Source organism: Pyrodictium brockii (genome assembly GCF_055379715.1).
In genome coordinates this window covers 1,475,952-1,492,137 of record NZ_AP042401.1, presented here as the reverse complement: position 1 = coordinate 1,492,137, position 16,186 = coordinate 1,475,952, and the positions used below count along the sequence as shown (strand labels likewise).

The window sequence follows — 16,186 nt, the reverse complement described above, 5'->3', positions numbered from 1 at the left end:
CCTACCTCACCAGCTCGAGGGACCTCTCCAGCACCTCCCTAACCCTTCCAGCTATACTCTCGTCAACTCTCACCACGGGCTTCATGTTCTCCAGGGCATGGGCTATATTCTGGAGCGTTATCTTCTTCATGTCTATGCAGACAGCCCCGGGGTTCACCGGGTAGACCCGCTTGCCTGGGTAGAGCCGCCTAGCACGGTGAACGAGCCCCTCCTCGGTTCCAAGGAGGAACTCGTCGCCCCCAAGCTCGCCTATCGCCCGGAGCATCTGGCTAGTACTACCCACGAAGTCGGCTAGCCTCCTCGCGGCCGGCGGCGCCTCCGGGTGGACAAGCAGCTTAGCCCCAGGGTGCTCCTCCAGCGCCCTCCTCACATAGTACTCGTTCACAAGGTACTCGTGGACCGGGCAGTGGCCGCCCACGGGGACCGGTATTACCCTCTTCCCGGCGACCTCCGCCACATAGGAGGCGAGGTTGCGGTCGGGCGCGAAGAGGACCTCCTCTTCCTCGAGCCTGGAGACCAGCCTGGCCGCGGAGGCACTAGTCACTATGTAGTCCGCATAGTACTTTGCCTCGGCGTAGGAGTTCACATAGACTACAAGCGGCCTGCCGGGGTACTTCTCCCGGTACCTCTTGATGACATCCACGCTGAGGAAGGATGCTAGGGGGCAACCCGCCTCGGGGCTTGGATGTAGCACGGCCTTGTCCGGGTTGAGTATCGCAGCCGTCTCAGCCATGAACCGGACGCCAGCCATGACTATCACGTCGGCGCTGGCCTCCATAGCCTTCCTAGCGAGCTCCAGGCTATCCCCCACATAGTCTGCTATGTCCTGCACCTCCGGCAGCTGGTAGTTGTGGGCGAGTATCACAGCGTTCCTACGCCTCTTCAGCTCCTCTATCCTCTCAACAAGGCTGTCAAGATAGCCCATTTTCTACACCTGGCTGAAACCCCAGCCCTAGATAGAGCCGCTATAGCCTTATCCCCGCCCTCAACAACTCAGCCCCGGCCCGGGCCCCCGGCACTCCTCACTCCTCCTCCTCAGCCTCTTCCAGCTCCTCTAGCGCGTCGAGCACAGCCTCCCGGGCCTCCAGCTTTGCGGCGATCCCCGCCCCCCGGAGAGCCGTGTAGGCCTCGTGAGCCACCATTGCAACCTCGTCCAGCACATCCTCCAGAACGGACCTAGGGTCAGCCACGCTATCGACCAGCTCCCTCACGTAGTCGCGGAGCCCCCGGTACCCGACCCTAACCAGCACCCCCTGGCCAGTCGGCCTAGCCTCCACATAGAAAGGCGCCTCCGGATGCAGCATCCAGACCGAGCCGCCCTCTACACTGATGCTGTAGCCACGCCTCCTAGCCAGGGGCTCGAGTATCCTCCTGATCTCCTCGGTAGAGGCCACGACACCCAGCCCCGTGGCTAGGAGGAGGAGCGGCGCCCCCTATTGAGGCTCCACCTGAGGGCGAGGAGGACGTGGTAGGGGACACCAGTGGCTGAGAGGCGTGGAGCCGGGGCCGGGATTCGAACCCGGGATCAACGGGTGTCCGCGATGGGCGGTAGCCGTGCCCGGGCCACTGCAGCCCGCCGCCTTTGACCGCTCGGCCACCCCGGCGTCCATTCATATTGGCTGCCGGGTCCCGGATTTATTAAAGCATCGGGCTAGGAGCTGCTCAAGGGGGAGGCTTGCGGGTTTCTTGCCCACTGCAGGCGCGTGTGGCTCCTGCGGGATGACTGGCTCAGGCGGAGCTGAGGGTGGTGATGAGTTCAGCCTTGACTGACCGCAGCCTCGTAGTCATTGCTGGGGCCGGCCCCGCGGGCCTCTTGACAGCTGCTAGGCTGAGGCACGTGGACGCGCTGGTTCTCGAGGCTTCCGGGAGGCCTGGCTGGCCGCCTCACTGCACCGGCCTGGTGAGCCCCTCGACCGCGGAGAGGTTTGGCGCCCCCGAGGCGGTTACCGAGAGCTACCGGGAGGCCGTGTTTCTAGACGACGGGTTACGCGAAGTGTGCCGGGTAGAGGGCTCTCCCCTGGCGGTCCGGTTCTCGCGGCCACTGCTCGAGGAGGTCCTGGCCTCCAGGGTGGAGGCGCTGGGCCACCGGATAGCCTACCACTCCAGGGTTGTGGGCGTGGGCCCGAATGGCTGTGCTCGGCTGGCCGGCGGGGGCAGGGTCTGCGGCGGCTGGGTGGTGGCCGCGGTGGGCGCCAAGCCAGGGTTCTCCAGGCTCTTCGGTGCAGGGCGCTGCGGCTACATCCCCGGCTTCGAGGTACGCGCCCGCCTCGCGCTGCGCCTCGGGGAGGACGCTTTCTACACTGTTCACGGGCGTCGTACTGCCCCCAAGTTCTTCGCCTGGGTGGTGCCCGTCGCTGGGGGCCGGGAGGCTGTCATAGGGGTTGCCGACGAGAGGCCCGTAGAGAGGCTCCAGGCTCTACTCCCCAGGCTCGCGAGGATAGGAGTCCAGGCCTCCTCTATCATCAGCCATAGGGCGGGGAGGATAGTGCTGGGCCCGCCCGCCGAGACCCCGTTGGCGGGCCGCGCCGCCGGTATAGGGGATGTGCTCTGCGCCTCCAAGCCCTTCACGGGGGGCGGGCTCTACGCGGTCTCCCTGCTCGCTGAGCCTCTCGCCGAGGCCCTCGAGGGCCGTGGCGCCGGGAGGCTTCTCGCGGAGTGGGCCCGGCTCCGGAGGGAGCTGGAGGCGCAGCGCATTCTCACCAGGGCGGCCCGGGTCCTCCAGCCCCTCTGGCGCATGGCTCTCGCGACGGCCTGCCACGCGGCGGCCCGGGGCCGCTGCAGCATAGACTATGATGTTCATACCAGCCTGGCGCGGTGCCTGGCCCCCTGGGGGAGGAGTGGTGGCTAAGAGGAAGCTGCTGAGGGAGATAGCAGAGGAGGTCTACGGGCCCGAGAAGGCTGCCAGGTTCTGGAAGAGGATAGACATCATAGGCGATATAGCTGTTATACGCAAGCCCTTCGATGTAGACGTTGAGGAGCTGAAGCCTCTGGCCGAGGCCCTCCTCCGCAGGCTCCCCTATGTTAAGAGCATCTGGGCAGCCTCCAGCCCGGTGGAGGGCGAGTATAGGCTGCGGAGCTACACCCACCTGGCCGGCGAGAAGAGGAGCTGGACCCTCTACCGTGAGCACGGCTGCGTCTTCAAGATAGACATAACACGGGTCTACATATCGCCCCGCCTCTCCTACGAGCACCAGAGGATAGCGCGGCTCGTCAAGCCCGGCGAGACTGTGATAAACATGTATGCCGGCGCCGGCCTCTTCTCCATAATAATGGCGAGGCACTCCAAGCCGGCCAGGGTCTACAGTATAGACATAAACCTGGACGCCTACCGGATGATGGTGGAGAACGTGAAGCTCAACAGGGTAGAGGGTATAGTGGTACCCATCCTGGGCGACGCCGCCAGGATTGTGGAGGAGAGGCTACGGGGCGTTGCCGACCGCGTGCTAATGCCCCTCCCCGAGCTGGCCCTCCAGCACCTCCCCCACGCGCTCCACGGCCTCCGGGGAAGCGGCTGGATCCACGTCTACCTCCACGTCTTCGCGGGGAAGGGGGAAGACCCGAAGAGGAAGGCCGTGGACCTGCTATCCAGCAGGCTCGAGGAGCTCGGGGCCCGGTACCGGGTTGAGCATGCCAGGGTGGTGCGCACAGTGGGGCCCAGGAAGAGCCAGGTAGTGGTAGACGTTTACGTCGAGGCCTAGCGGGGAGGAATCTCGGCCACCTTCTTAGCGGTGAACTCCAGTACAGCGTGGACCTCGTCCTGCGCATCCCTGGGCACCCCTGTCACAATAACGCTGGAGACCCGGCCCTCCTCGTCCCTATCCACGGTGTATTCCAGCCCCTCGTACTCGGAGGCGAGCCTCTCAAGAGCATTCAGCATGTACCTCACGTAGGGGTGGCGCTCCGGCACGGGCCTCGCAAACATGAGCCTCATAGTATCCCTCGAGGCTGTAAGCCTCGCGACAACCAGGCCATCCTTCGACCGGAACTCCCTACCCCGGCCCCCCGCCCTCCCGCGGGCGCCGGCCAGGCCGGAGCACTCATCTAGTATGGCGAGCAGCTGCTGGTATAGCTGCAGCCTCGACTCCAGCTCGGCTATCTCACGCTCTAGGGCCTCTCTTATCTCCTCGAGCCTAGGCTTATCTGACACCCCGGGGGACCTCCGCTTACCCCGGCGGGTAGCGCTCCCATCCTACTGGGACACTTAGTACACTTAGTATAGATATGGATAAGGGGTCCGTGGGGAGGCATAAAGAGCTGAACGCCTCATGCCCGTCCGCGGGGCAAGAATGTGTCCAACGGGGAGAGAGGCTTGATGGAGAGGAGGGCTACCCGTCTAAGAGTGCTCCCGGCCGCAGTGGTGCTCCTCATGCTTCTCGCCAGCGCCTATGCGCAGCCAGCTTCCCCGGACTATAGGGTCAGGGTCAGGCTGGGCCTTCTGGCGGTGGACGGCGCGACCGGGAAGGGGATAGTGGTGAACGCGTGGCTAACCATAAGCTCGCCCGGCAGCGGCACTGTTACCGTTGAGCCCGGCGACCTTGTGGATAAGAGCACGACCCTGTCGACGGAGGTTGCATACTATCTTGCCAGCATTATTGACGGGGTAAACCCCCGGCTCTATGATGTGGACGTAGAGTTTGAGACCAATACGCCCGTTAGCGGCCCCAGCGCTAGTGGCTTCATAGCGGCATCCTCGCTCCTCGCCCTTCGTGGGCTGGTCCCGGACCCCAACACTACTATGACTGGTATGGTTTCCCTCACGGGCCTCGTGCTTCCGGTGGCGGGCGTGGCTGACAAGGTCACGGCAGCCAAGGACTATGGCTATGCGAGAGTGCTGCTCCCTGTCACGGAGATCAGCAGGGTGCCGGGCGGCATTGGGGTGGTAGGCGTCTGCAGCATAGAGGATGCGGCCTCCCAGCTCTCTAGGGGCTTCCTCTCCGCGCCCGGCGGCGCCGGCAGGACTGTACTGTTCCCCTCTATACGAGGGGAGGAGAGGCTTTTCAGCAGCTATGCCCAGGAGTTTATTGAGAAGGCTGTGAAGCTTCTAGGTGACGTGGAGGACCCGCAGGCCCGTATGGTGGCGGAGAAGCTTATCACCGGCGCTAGGAGGGCTCTCGAGAAGAGCCCCTACAGCGCTGCCAGCATGGCTTTCATGGCCCTATACGTGCTCTCCAAGGACGTGGCGGAGCATAAAGGCTTCAACTACCTTGAAAAGGCGATCGGCATAAGCCTTGACGAAGCAATAGCGGATGCCAATAGGAGCGTAGCCGAGCACAGCAGCAGGTTCACGAATAGGAGCCTCTGCGGCCTCTGGGGCTATGAGGCCCTCGCCTCCGCCTCAGCCCGGCTCTACCTGGCGCAGCATGCAGCCAGCTCGGAGAAGCCCGATGTGAGGGCTCTCGCCCTCCTCCGCGCCCTCTCGGCCAAGTCCTGGGCGGAGCTGGCCGACCCCAGCCTGGGCCCCCTGGTGCCCTGCAGCCTGCTAGCCAGGTCCGCGGAGTTTATGGTGAATTACATGCAGCTCTCATACGACTATTTGAAGAGCGTGGTAGGCAGGGTAGGCTTCAACATACCGATGCCCGACACCAGGTCCGTCGAGGCCTGGATCCGCGACGCCCGCCAGAGCCTCAGGCAGGGCAACTACCCCTTAGCGCTAGGCCTAGCGGTGTACGTCGTCTCCATGCTGGAGGACACGCTGGTAGCCAGCTCCGGGCTGCCAGCCCACTGCGTGGAGAGGCACGTAGAGTTCCTGCGGGGCATCAGCATGTCTAGGGATGCCAGCCTGCCGGCGGCACTGCTCCTCAGCTACGCGGAGGAGTACGGCGGCTACGTCGCCAACGCCACTAACGATACATTCGTGAAGGTGAGCCTGGAGTCGGACTCCGCGGTGTGGCTAATACACACGCTGGTCCTGAAGGTCCTCACCGCTGAAGGCCGGCAGGCCGTCAGCCCGGCGCCGGTGCAGGTTGACTGGAGCAGCTACAGCCTAGCGGGCATTGCAGCCGAGGCGGTGGTGCTGGCGGTGGTGGGCTACGGGCTAGCCGCGGTCTCTCGCCGCGCCGCCGCTGAGAAAGTCTAGCAGCGTCGACTGCCCGCCCCTCTCCTTGCCCCGTCTCTCCCTCCTCTCCTCCGACTTGATCTCGGCCACAATCCTGGCTATGGGGCCCCGGAAGTCCTCCTCCAGCTTCTTCCGGAGCGGGGGCTTGTAGAGCGCAGCAGCGGGGTGGTAGGTGACGGCTATAGCCAGGTCCACCCCGGCTATCCTCCCCCGGTACACCTTGCCGTGCTGGGAGCCCATGCTGTGCCAAGGGTGCCCTGCCAGCTCCAGCAGCCTCCTGGCCGCGTGGCGGCCCACGGCTATCACGAGGCGGGGTCTTATGAGCTGGATCTGCCGGAGTAGGTAGGGGAGGCACGCCTCCACCTCGTCCTCCCTGGGGTCGCGGTTGCCGGGGGGCCTACACTTCACCACATTAGTTATATAGACTTCCTTCCTCTCGAGCCCGGCTAGCTCCAGGAGCTTGTTCAGAAGCTGGCCCGCGGCCCCGACGAAGGGCCTACCTTGGAGGTCCTCGTTCCTCCCTGGCGCCTCCCCCACCACCATTACCTTGGCGTCGAGGGGCCCCTCCCCTGGCACCGGGTTACGGCGCGTCCGGTGGAGCCTGCACCTGGTGCACGTCTTGATCTCATCAACCAGCTTTCGGTATTCCCTCTCAACGTCCTGCCCCGTCATAGCGGGCTATCCCTGCTGCTCTGCTCCCCTCTACTGCCTCAAGGGAAACTCTTAGAGAATTCCGGCACGCCTCTGCACCAGGTAACCTGGCTGCATGGCTTCCTGGAAGGAGTGTGGCCACGGCATGGAGAGGATTAGCGCATCTGCGCCGGTCGTAAACAATAAGATATACCATATAAGCCTCGGCCCCGGTGATATACCGCCCTACATCCTGCTCCCCGGCGACCCGGGCCGTATAGATGCTATAATGAGGACGTGGGACGAGGCAGAGGAGGTAGCCTTCCACCGGGAGTACCGTAGCGCCCGTGGAGTCTACCGCGGCGCCCGGATAGGCGCTCTAAGCACGGGGATAGGGGGAGCCTCCACCGCGATAGCTGTAGAGGAGCTCGCTAGAATAGGTGTCCATACGCTTATAAGAGTTGGCACTATGGGCGCTATACAGCCCGATATCAAGGTGGGCGATCTAGTCATAGGATTCGGGGCGGTCCGCTACGAGTGCGCCAGCAGCGAGTATGCTCCCCCCGAGTACCCTGCAGCGGCCAGCCCCGAGGTGGTAATGGCCCTGGTGGAGGCTGCTGAGAGGCTCGGTGCCAGGTACCACCTAGGCATAGTGGCGTCCACGGCCACGTTCCACCTTGGGCAGAGTAGGCCTGGCTATCGGGACTACACGTGGAGCGGCAGCCGCGCCAGAATGGAGGATCTGAGGCGTATGGGCGTGCTGGGCTTCGAGATGGAGGCTGCCACGATATTCACGCTGTCCAATATCTACCGGCTCCGCTCCGGCTGCGTCTGCGCGGTGATAGCTAACAGGGTGACCGATGAATTCATACCGGAGGCCGGGGTCAGGGAGGCCATAATGGTTGCTAACGAGGCTGTGCGCATCCTCCAGGAGGCTGACAAGTCCAGGCCCACGCTGCGCCACACACTGAGCAGCCTAGCTGTGGCCCTGGAGAAGCTCTACGGCAAGCTCCCGGGCAGCACCCCTCCCCGCGGCCCCTAGGGCTGCGGCGGCCGAGGCGTGGAGAGCCAACGCGAGCACCGGGACTAGGAGGGGTGAATGCCCATAGAGAACCCCTGCAGCGTACACCGTGGCTACCGAGGCTACGCTAGTAGCCATGTTTAGCCTTCCCGCCTCCACCCCGACGTTTCTCGTGTACATGAGCAGCTTGTTCACAGCGGCAACGAACCCGCTGAACGCGAAGGCGTCAGCGACAGCTACCGCGATAACCACCGGGAGCCAGCTGCTAGGGCGAAGGAGGGCAGCAACCAGGGAGAGGGAGGCCATGAAGCCGGCCTCGGATAGGAACATGGCCCTGCGGACCCCTAGCCGGTCCACCAACGCCCCCGTAAAGTAGCCCAGTAGAAGCCACGCGGCGGCGGTAGAAGCCATGTAGAGGCCCGGCGCCTCCTGCGGCAGCCCCAGCCCCAGGAACACCGCGCCCATGAGGGATATCCACGCCGCGGTGCCGGCGCGGGACATGACCGCGTAGAGGTAGTAGGGGGTAAGCCACCTGGCCGGGAGCCGTAGGAGGACTGACAGCCTCCCGCCTCCCCCTGCTCCGCCTACGCGGCGGAGCGCGGCATAGACGAGCGGTGCGGCGGCGAGCGCGGGCACACCAGCCGCCAGGAAGCCGAGCCGGTAGCCGGGGAGCCCCCGGCGGGCGAAGTAGTAGGCGAATAGCAGCGGCCCGACTATCCTGGAGAAGTTGAACGCCATGCTGGTCAGTGCCACGCCACGTCCACGAAGGCTGGAGGGCAGGAGCAGGGATATAGCACGGTTCCTCGGGGGACCCAGACTGCGAGGGAAAGGCCGACCAGCGCGTAGGCGGCCGAGACCCCGAGTATGTCCGCCCGGAGCCAGATTATGAACCCCGCAGCCCCCAGCAGGATCATGGAGGAGGCTATCAGGGCCCCGTAGAGCCCCCGGTCGGTGAGCAGCCCCGCTACCGGGAACCCTGCTATCTCAAGAAGCCGGGCCAGCGAGAGCCCGGCACCCATCTCGCCCCCGCTATAGCCCTGGAGGGCCGGCAGCGCCGAGCTGTAAGCATTGTAGACAGGTATAGCCAGCCCCCGGGCGGCGTTTGCCGCAATAAGGGGGAGCACAGCCCGGAGCCCTGGCGGACGCCGCCCGCGCGCAGCCCCTTCCATGGCTCATGCCGCCTGGCTCGCAGGGCGTGGGAAGAATGGGGATTAAAGTCTCGGCGCTGATACTGCCGGAGCGCCAAGCCGTAGAGGTGGAGCTTACAGCCGGAACGGTGCGGGAGCTCGTCCACCGCCTAGGCTATAGCGCCGAGGACGTGGTGGTACTGAGGGATGGACGCCCCCTGCTAGAGGAGGACAGGCTGGAGGATGGAGACAATGTCACAATCCTCCGGGCGGCAAGCGGCGGCTAGGTGCAGTATCTGCGGCGCCCCTGCGGTGGCGCGCATACCCTATGCCAGGCTCTCCCTCTGCCCAAGCCACTTCATGGAGTTCGTTGAGAGGAAGGTGGAGCGCGTCCTCCGCCGCGTGGGCGCCCCCCGGCGGGGGGCTAGGATACTGGTGGCCGTCTCCGGGGGCAAGGACAGCGCTGCGATGCTGACAGCCCTATCGAAGCTCTCCAAGCTCTATGGGTTCGAGCTGGTGGGCATACACCTGGTCCTCGGCTTCGGAGCCTACTCGGAGAAGAGCAGGGAGACGGCGGAGAAGGCCTGCAGGGAGAACGGGGTTCCCTGCATAGTGATCAGCATCGAGGAGGCCCTGGGAGCCCCCGTCCATGTCATAGCCAGGCGCGCCCGGCGCCCGGTGTGCAGCGTCTGCGGGCTCGTGAAGCGCTACATCATAAACGCCGCCGCGGTGGAGCTTAGAGCCGACTATGTAGCCATGGGCCATAACGCTGACGACATTATAGCCTACACATTGAAGCTCTTCCTCAACCAGGACCTAGAGTCGATAGCCAAGATGGGGCCGGCCACTGAGAGCATCGAGGGGCTGGCAGTGGCGAGGCTCCGCCCCCTCTACGAGGTCACCGAGAGGGAGTCCCTCCTCTACGCCCTGCTGTCTAACACCCCCTTCCTCCATGATGAGTGCCCCTATAGGCCGGTCGCCCCGATAGAGCAGAGGATCAAGGAGTCCATGAACCGCCTAGAGGAGGAGCATCCCGGGGTCAAGATAAACTATATACGGAGGCTGGAGTCGAGGCTCACGGTTTACAAGAGGCTGGCAGCGGAGAAGGAGTGGAAGCCGCAGAAATGCCCCACATGTGGCCTCCTAAGCTCCGGCGGCGAGTGCGGCTTCTGCCGCCTAACCAGGAGGGCACTCGGCGAGCCAAAGGGGCCCCATGTGAGGCGGCTCCTCCGGGAGCTAGCCGCTAAGGCAGCGAGGCCTGCGTGAGCCCAGTGGCCGTGAGGGTGTGGCCGGCGGGGAGGGGTCCGCGTAGTGGCTGCTGGCGCAGCGGTTGCCGCCCGGGCCCTGGTGGCAGTGGGGCTGCTCGCCGCCGGGCTGCTGGCCGGCAGGTCCAGGGCCGCCTCCACGGCTTCGAGGGCTATCTCCCTCATGCTCCTCTGGTTCTCAGTACCCTTCATAGTCCTGTACAAGATATACACGGTTGACCTGGTTGTTGCGGGCAAGTACGCCCTCCTGGTCCCGGCCAGCGTGCTGGGTGCCCTAGCCTCGGCCTACCTCCTGATCCCTAGGCTGCTCCGCGGGCTACCCAGCAAGGTAGTGGGCGCAGCAGTGCTCGCCGCGGGCTTCCACAATGCAGGCTTCCTCCCGATACCGCTCATGCTCATCCTCTACGATGACGCCGGCCCCGCAGCCCTCTACTCGACCCTGGTCAATATTATAGCGGCGGTAGCGGTCCCCCTAGTTGCGGGCGCCTACAGCCCCGTGGGAGAAGCCGGAAGTACAGCCGGTAAGCTCGCAGCCAGCCTGGCGAGGTTCCCTCCTTTCTACGCCCTTGTAGCGGGTACGCTTCTCTACCTACTGGCCGGCGGCCACCCCTGGCTAGCCGAGGCCCTAGGCATCCTGGGCCATGTAGCCGCCGAGTCCACGCTGTCCAGCTTCTTCCTCGTTGGCTCAGTGCTGGCCTATGCCGGGATAGGCTTCGAGAAGCCTGTGCTGGCGGTCCTGGCCTGGCGGCTCGGGGTGGAGCCCGCCATAGCGCTTGCGGCATCCACCCTCCTGGGCCTCCAGGGTGTGTGGCTAGCCGGAGCGCTCATCGAGGCCTTCATGCCTCCCGCCACTATGAACCTCGTATACGCCGCCCTCTACGGTCTCGACGAGACCCTGGTGGCAAAGGCTATAGGATTAACACTGCCATTCTCGATAGCTGCCGCTGTGCTCATACGCCTCCTGGTGCACTAGGTCCATGCAACGCAGAGGGGTGCTCCATGCCGCAATCAGGGGAGGGATGCCCGGGGGCCGCCGCAGCCAGCGGGGAGCCTCCAGCAAGGCCCCGTTCAGCCCCGGCAGCGGCCATGGCCGCCCTTGACCGACAGCTCCCCGAGCCCCTGTCACGGCGCCTGGAGGTGAGGCTCGAGGCCCGTAGGCTGGAGGAGCCACAGCTCCGGCAGATAGAGGTGGCTGTGCAGGAGACCGGGGTGGATCCTCTAGAGGCCCTCTTCGGCACGCCCAGGCTGAGGGTGTACAGTGAAAGGCCCTTCCTCATCCTGGCCCGTAAGCCGCGGGACCCCCGCTACGATTACATAGAGCTGCTGAAGCGCGTTCTACGGGAGGTCTATCGGGTCTCCTGGAGGGCGCCCCTCTACTCCCAGCACATAGCCCGCCGGCTGACGGAGTACCAGCTCGCTATGATGCGCGCCGGGATGACTATATACGTGCTCGATCTGGATGAGCTAGGCGTCGAGGAGGGCAGCGTTGATAAGATAACTGCAAGCTCCCATCTCGCTAGGAGCCTCGAGGACCGTGTCAGAGAGACCTACGCGCAGGGATTCGGCTTCCTCGTGGTCTATGCCTCCCAGCCGGCGCTCAAGGCTATTGAGAGGATCTGGGAGCCCAGGATAGGCAGCAGAGGCATGCTCTACACGAGGCTCCCGCCGCCCCTGGAGACAAGCATAGTAGAGGACGATACAGTGTTCGATATGGTAGCGGCTATGTATGGGCTCAGCAGCGACGACCTGGGAGAAGCCTCAAGCCTTGTGGACGCTGTCATGATGGCCGAGCACCGCTACTACAGCTACTTAGAGTCTATGGCCAGCGACCCCACGCTCGCACTCCTAGCCAGGCCCGCGGGGGACGAGGAGGAGGCCAGGCCCGAGGAGGGCTTCATGCACTACGCCTTCAAGATGGCTGTGCTAAGCTACCTCCTCGAGGCCGGGTTCGACGAGTCGGGGCTGGCCGTCGAGGAGCGCGTAGCGAGCGCGGTAACAGTGGACATACTGGCCCGGAGGGGATGGTACAGCAAGCTAGCGGTGGAGGTTGAGACCCTCTACGGCAGCGGCAACCCGGTGGCGAGGCTCTCTTCTGTGATAAGAGACCGTCTCGCGATGGGCTACAGGGTCTGGCTGGTGGTGCCTCCCCTCCAGGCCTCGATATACGCTCCCCACCTACGGGTGCTCGCCGGCAGGTACGCGGGCGTTGAGAACGTGGAGATCTATACGCTGGACATGTCCACCGGCAGCCTCGTGCCCCTAAAGGAGCATCTGGATAGGCTGGAGAGGCTAGCGGCGAAGCTGCCGAGAGCCGGGCTGGCGGGCAAGGGTTAGCGCCGCCACACGGCAGCCGGCGGCCTAACCCCAGCCCTCTCGTATACCCACGATATTATTGTGAGCGCTATAACAACCACTATGTATGGCGTGGCCTCGGCCAGGGCCGGGTGGATACCCAGACCCTCGAGCAACGGCCTGGCAGCGTAGAGCACGCCTAGCAGGTAGGCAGCTACAGCAATCCCCAGAGGATGCCAGTAGCCCAGTATCACCGTGCCCAGGGAGAGCCAGCCCCAGCCTATGGCGCGGCCCGCGCTCCACCTGCCCCCGGAGGGCCCGGCGAGGAAGAGGGCCCCCGCGGCGCCTGCGGCCATGCCTGCCAGGAGAGCGGCGGCTACACGTAGGGCGGTGACGTTAACCCCTAGCATTCTCGCCGCCTTCTCGTCCTCGCCTAGTCCCCTCAGCGCGTAGCCCATCCACGACCTGTAGAGGAACATATGGAGGAGCACCGGGAGCGCCACCAGCACAAGAGCCAGCAAAGCGTCTCTGGACGCGCCGGAGAGCATGGGGGCCGGAGCCCCCTGGGTCGCAACCCCCACGGCGTCCCCCAGCCCTATGCCCAGGAAGACCAGGGCCAGCCCCGTGACAGCCTGGTCAGCCTTAAGGCCTATGACGAGCAGCAGGTAGATCGCGGCCATCAGGGCCCCTGCGGCCGCAGCGGCGGCGAAGCCAGCGGCGAGAGAGCCAGTGGAGACCGCTACGTAGGCCGCCACCGCGGAGCCTAGGTAGAGCATCCCCTCGAGCCCTAGGTTTATCAGGCCGGCGCGCTCCAGCACAAGCTCCCCAAGCGCGCCGAGGGCCAGTACGCCGGCCTCCGGAGCCCCCTGGGCCAGCAGCGCAGCTGTGTTAACCATTGCGCACCACCACCCGGTATCTGGAGAGGCTGGTGAATGCGAGCACGGAGAGCACTATTACAGCCTCAAAGGCAAGCACAAAACTGGCGGGCACGCCCTCCAGCTGGAGCGTTATGAACATGCTGTAGAGGAGCGTTGTGAGAAACCCCGCCACTATTGTGGCGGCGGGGCGGAGCCCGGCAAGCCAGGCAACCAGTATACCCATGTAGCCGTAGCCGAGCCCCTGCTTACCCAGGCTAAGCAGCTGGTGCTGCTCGGAGACCATGTATAGGCCGCCTCCAAGTCCTGCAGCTGCGCCGGCAAGGATGGAGACGAGGAGTAGAGTTCTGCCCGGGTCGACTCCATACGTCTCCGCCGCTTTCCTGGCCCTGCTCACCGAGTCGACAGCCACGCCGAGCCTCGTGTACATGTAGAGCAGCTCGAGGACTATAGTAAACACGATTGTTATCACTACGGCTGCGGGGATGCTGATCCACATGCGCGGGGGGAGCGGCTCCGTTCTCGTGAAGGCGCCGGCTTGCCAGGGCCCCGCCACGAGGTAGTTGACAATCGCTATAGCTATGTAGTTGAGCATGAGGCTTACGAGAGTCTCGTTGGCCCCTAGGTAGACGCGGAGAACGCCGACGAGCAGGCTATAGGCAGCCCCCACGAGGATGGCGGCGGCGAGCGCGGCTGCCACTGCGAGCAGGGGAGGCTGGCTGGAGAGCACATAGAATAGGAGGCCGTATGCCACTACAGCGCCTAGAATCACCTGGCCCTCTGAGCCTATGGTTATGAAGCCAGCCCTGTAGGCCAGCGCGAGCCCCGCAGCCGACGCGGTTATAGGCACGAAGTAGGGGAGGGAGAAGAGCCAGAAGCGGGGCCGCGAGAGATTGATGAATATGGCCCTAGCGACTCCCGCGACGCCTACAGGGGTGAACACGCCAAGCAGCATGGATATGAGGAAGCCCAGCGCCAGGCCCGCAAGCCCGTAGAGGACCGGGTTCCCCCTCTCACCCGGGCCCCTAGGCTCCAGCGCTATCCTCAACCTCTAGACCCTCACCCTGACGTCTGGGCAGGAAGCCCTACATCTGGAGGCCCCAGGCCAGGTCCTCGGGCCTCAAGGGCCGCCGGCGCCCCGGGACTTAAACCCTGGGGGCGCCCAGGGCCCCTGAAGCGTCCTAGGAGCGCTGGAGCGCAGGGCGAGAAGCCCCGCCCCCGCTTCACCGTAGGGCCTCACAGGGCCCGGCGCCCCTCTCAGCGGGGGCTAGAAGCCCTGGGGACGGTGGCCGGCCCCCGGGGGTATAGCTGTTAGTTAGCCTATAGTCATGGCGGCTGCTATTTCATCGACTTTGAAGGGTCTCTCGGCCAGGAGGGTGACCCGACCCCGGGAGATTACCGCTATCCGGTCGCTCATCTCCAGCAGCTCGTCGAGATCCTCCGAGATCAGCAGCACCCCAGCCCCCTCGTCGGCCGCCTCGGCCAGGAGCCTTCTAACCTTGATGGCCGCGTCCACGTCGAGGCCGCTGGTGGGGTTCATGGCTAGTATGAGAGTGGGCTTCTTAGCCAGCTCCCTCCCAACTATGAAGCGCTGCATATTGCCGCCGCTCATGCTCTCCACGGGTGCGTCGACGCTGGACACCTTGACCCTCAGCCGCTTCACTATCTCCTCGCTAGTCTCCCTGGCCCGGCGCCACTCCACGATGGAGCCGCGATAGGGCCCGCGGGGCGAGCTGTAGAGGCCCAGCGCGGTGTTAAACACCAAGCTCCTGCCCGGCACCAGGGCCCAGCCAAGCCTCTCCTCCGGGATTACAGCTACCCCGAGCCTCCCACGGGCTCCGGGCCCGGCCCTTGTGACGTCTACACCGTTGATAAGTATCTTGCCGCGGCTGGGCCTCCGTATCCCCACGAGCGCTTCAAACAGCTCCCTCTGCCCGTTGCCCGCGACGCCGGCCACACCCAGTATCTCGCCCCGCAGTACCTCGAGGTCTACACCCCGGACAGCCATCTCCCCGTGCTCTCCATGCACCCATAAGCCCTTAACCCGGAGCACCTGTATCCCGCTAGGCTTCCTCCTTCTAAGAGGCCCCCCTCCCGATACACGCTCCCCGAACATGAGGCGGAGCAGTTGCTCCTCGCTAGCCTCCTCCCTCTCCAGCACCCCTACGAGCCTGCCCCTGCGCATCACCGCTATCCTGTCGGCGGCCTTCAATACCTCCCGAAGCCTGTGGGTTATCAGCACCACCGAGCGGCCCTCGGAGGCTAGGCGCCTGGTGAGCTCCAGCAGCTTCTCCGCCTCCATGAGGGAGAGGTGGGTGGTGGGCTCATCCAGCAGGATAAGCCTCGCCTCGAGAATGAGGGCCTTCAGTATCTCAACCCTCTGCTTCTCCCCCATGGAGAGGCTCCAGACCCTGGCATCCGGGTTAACACTGATGCCATACTCGCTGCCCATACTCTTTACCAGGGAGCGTACTTCCCCGAGCCCTAGGCCCTTCCCGGCCAGGCTGGCGGCGAGCGCTATGTTCTCCGCCACGGTGAACGCGTCTATAAGCTGGGGGCTCTGGGGTACAAGCGCTATCCCGGCTCTGGCAGCCTCCCTGGGGCTCCGGAACCGCACCCTCCTACCCTGGTAGATTATATCGCCGCTCGTCGGCTCCTGGACCCCAGCTATTATGCTCACGAGCGTCGTCTTCCCGGCGCCGTTCTCTCCGAGGAGGCCCAGAACCTCCCCTGGATAGATATCCAGAGAAACATTGTCGTTAGCTACAACGCCCCCAGGGTATACCTTGGTCACGCCCTGGATCGAGAGAAGAGGCTCCCGCCTTCCACGCACCCCTCACGGACCCCGCTCCGCGCTCTAGGGCACGCTGCAAGAGCGTGGATGCAGCCCTGCGGCGCCCCCGGGAGCCATAGGCTCGGGG

At 64.8% G+C, this 16,186-nt stretch carries 17 protein-coding genes and 1 tRNA gene; 8 read left to right on the top strand and 10 right to left on the bottom strand.

Annotated elements, in window-relative coordinates:
* Position 1 precedes the first annotated feature (1 nt).
* The 3 genes from nadA to ACZ42Y_RS07985 all read right to left on the bottom strand — a co-directional run bounded on the left by nadA (position 2) and on the right by ACZ42Y_RS07985 (position 1,604).
* On the bottom strand, positions 2-925 hold the full coding sequence (gene nadA, locus ACZ42Y_RS07995) for a quinolinate synthase NadA (protein ID WP_058370497.1): 924 nt from the start codon (positions 923-925) through the stop codon (positions 2-4).
* 97 nt (positions 926-1,022) lie between these two features.
* Positions 1,023-1,394, bottom strand: coding sequence for a hypothetical protein (locus tag ACZ42Y_RS07990; RefSeq protein ID WP_058370498.1), 372 nt, complete (start codon positions 1,392-1,394; stop codon positions 1,023-1,025).
* Between the two features lie 101 nt (positions 1,395-1,495).
* Positions 1,496-1,604: transfer RNA gene (locus ACZ42Y_RS07985), tRNA-Gly, on the bottom strand.
* Positions 1,605-1,762: 158 nt separating this feature from the next.
* Here ACZ42Y_RS07985 and ACZ42Y_RS07980 point away from each other — a divergent pair.
* Both ACZ42Y_RS07980 and ACZ42Y_RS07975 read left to right on the top strand, forming a co-directional pair.
* On the top strand, positions 1,763-2,848 hold the full coding sequence (locus ACZ42Y_RS07980; RefSeq protein WP_058370499.1) for an NAD(P)/FAD-dependent oxidoreductase: 1,086 nt from the start codon (positions 1,763-1,765) through the stop codon (positions 2,846-2,848).
* Complete coding sequence (locus ACZ42Y_RS07975) at positions 2,841-3,698, top strand: class I SAM-dependent methyltransferase (protein ID WP_058371362.1); 858 nt, start codon at positions 2,841-2,843, stop codon at positions 3,696-3,698. Before ACZ42Y_RS07980 ends, ACZ42Y_RS07975 begins: the two co-directional genes overlap by 8 nt.
* Here ACZ42Y_RS07975 and ACZ42Y_RS07970 read toward each other — a convergent pair.
* On the bottom strand, positions 3,695-4,147 hold the full coding sequence (locus tag ACZ42Y_RS07970) for a hypothetical protein (RefSeq protein WP_058370500.1): 453 nt from the start codon (positions 4,145-4,147) through the stop codon (positions 3,695-3,697). The two genes, ACZ42Y_RS07975 and ACZ42Y_RS07970, sit on opposite strands and share 4 nt — an antisense overlap.
* A 165-nt stretch (positions 4,148-4,312) precedes the next feature.
* On the opposite strand from ACZ42Y_RS07970, the gene ACZ42Y_RS07965 reads away from it, so the two are divergent.
* A complete protein-coding gene (locus ACZ42Y_RS07965; RefSeq protein ID WP_464735446.1) occupies positions 4,313-6,076 on the top strand; it encodes a S16 family serine protease in 1,764 nt (587 codons plus the stop codon).
* Here the strand turns inward: ACZ42Y_RS07965 and udg are convergent.
* Positions 6,035-6,727, bottom strand: a complete 693-nt coding sequence (gene udg / locus ACZ42Y_RS07960; protein ID WP_058370502.1) for a type-4 uracil-DNA glycosylase — start codon at positions 6,725-6,727, stop codon at positions 6,035-6,037. The two genes, ACZ42Y_RS07965 and udg, sit on opposite strands and share 42 nt — an antisense overlap.
* 94 nt (positions 6,728-6,821) lie before the next feature.
* On the opposite strand from udg, the gene udp reads away from it, so the two are divergent.
* The gene (udp, locus tag ACZ42Y_RS07955; protein WP_464735445.1) at positions 6,822-7,727 is read left to right on the top strand and encodes a uridine phosphorylase; all 906 of its coding nucleotides are present in this window, start codon (positions 6,822-6,824) and stop codon (positions 7,725-7,727) included.
* On the opposite strand, the gene ACZ42Y_RS07950 is transcribed toward udp, so the two are convergent.
* The gene (locus ACZ42Y_RS07950; RefSeq protein ID WP_464735444.1) at positions 7,662-8,459 is read right to left on the bottom strand and encodes a hypothetical protein; all 798 of its coding nucleotides are present in this window, start codon (positions 8,457-8,459) and stop codon (positions 7,662-7,664) included. The genes udp and ACZ42Y_RS07950 overlap by 66 nt on opposite strands.
* Positions 8,450-8,830, bottom strand: a complete 381-nt coding sequence (locus ACZ42Y_RS07945; protein ID WP_464735443.1) for a hypothetical protein — start codon at positions 8,828-8,830, stop codon at positions 8,450-8,452. The genes ACZ42Y_RS07950 and ACZ42Y_RS07945 overlap by 10 nt, the downstream gene beginning before the upstream one ends.
* Before the next feature lie 80 nt (positions 8,831-8,910).
* On the opposite strand from ACZ42Y_RS07945, the gene ACZ42Y_RS07940 reads away from it, so the two are divergent.
* From ACZ42Y_RS07940 to ACZ42Y_RS07925, 4 genes are all read left to right on the top strand, one after another.
* Positions 8,911-9,120, top strand: a complete 210-nt coding sequence (locus ACZ42Y_RS07940; RefSeq protein ID WP_058370506.1) for a MoaD/ThiS family protein — start codon at positions 8,911-8,913, stop codon at positions 9,118-9,120.
* Positions 9,077-10,099, top strand: a complete 1,023-nt coding sequence (locus ACZ42Y_RS07935; protein ID WP_464735442.1) for a PP-loop family protein — start codon at positions 9,077-9,079, stop codon at positions 10,097-10,099. Before ACZ42Y_RS07940 ends, ACZ42Y_RS07935 begins: the two co-directional genes overlap by 44 nt.
* Before the next feature lie 45 nt (positions 10,100-10,144).
* Positions 10,145-11,071, top strand: a complete 927-nt coding sequence (locus tag ACZ42Y_RS07930) for an AEC family transporter (protein WP_058370508.1) — start codon at positions 10,145-10,147, stop codon at positions 11,069-11,071.
* Positions 11,072-11,184: 113 nt separating this feature from the next.
* On the top strand, positions 11,185-12,432 hold the full coding sequence (locus ACZ42Y_RS07925) for a hypothetical protein (protein WP_464735441.1): 1,248 nt from the start codon (positions 11,185-11,187) through the stop codon (positions 12,430-12,432).
* Here the strand turns inward: ACZ42Y_RS07925 and ACZ42Y_RS07920 are convergent.
* From ACZ42Y_RS07920 to ACZ42Y_RS07910, 3 genes are all read right to left on the bottom strand, one after another.
* Positions 12,429-13,286: an ABC transporter permease subunit gene (locus ACZ42Y_RS07920; protein ID WP_464735440.1), complete on the bottom strand. Its 858-nt coding sequence runs from the start codon at positions 13,284-13,286 to the stop codon at positions 12,429-12,431. The genes ACZ42Y_RS07925 and ACZ42Y_RS07920 overlap by 4 nt on opposite strands.
* Complete coding sequence (locus ACZ42Y_RS07915; protein WP_464735439.1) at positions 13,279-14,313, bottom strand: ABC transporter permease; 1,035 nt, start codon at positions 14,311-14,313, stop codon at positions 13,279-13,281. Before ACZ42Y_RS07915 ends, ACZ42Y_RS07920 begins: the two co-directional genes overlap by 8 nt.
* A gap of 267 nt (positions 14,314-14,580) precedes the next feature.
* Positions 14,581-16,059 carry an ABC transporter ATP-binding protein gene (locus ACZ42Y_RS07910; protein ID WP_168371240.1) on the bottom strand — a complete coding sequence of 493 codons (1,479 nt, stop codon included), beginning with the start codon at positions 16,057-16,059 and terminating at the stop codon, positions 14,581-14,583.
* Between the last annotated feature and the right edge of the window lie 127 nt (positions 16,060-16,186).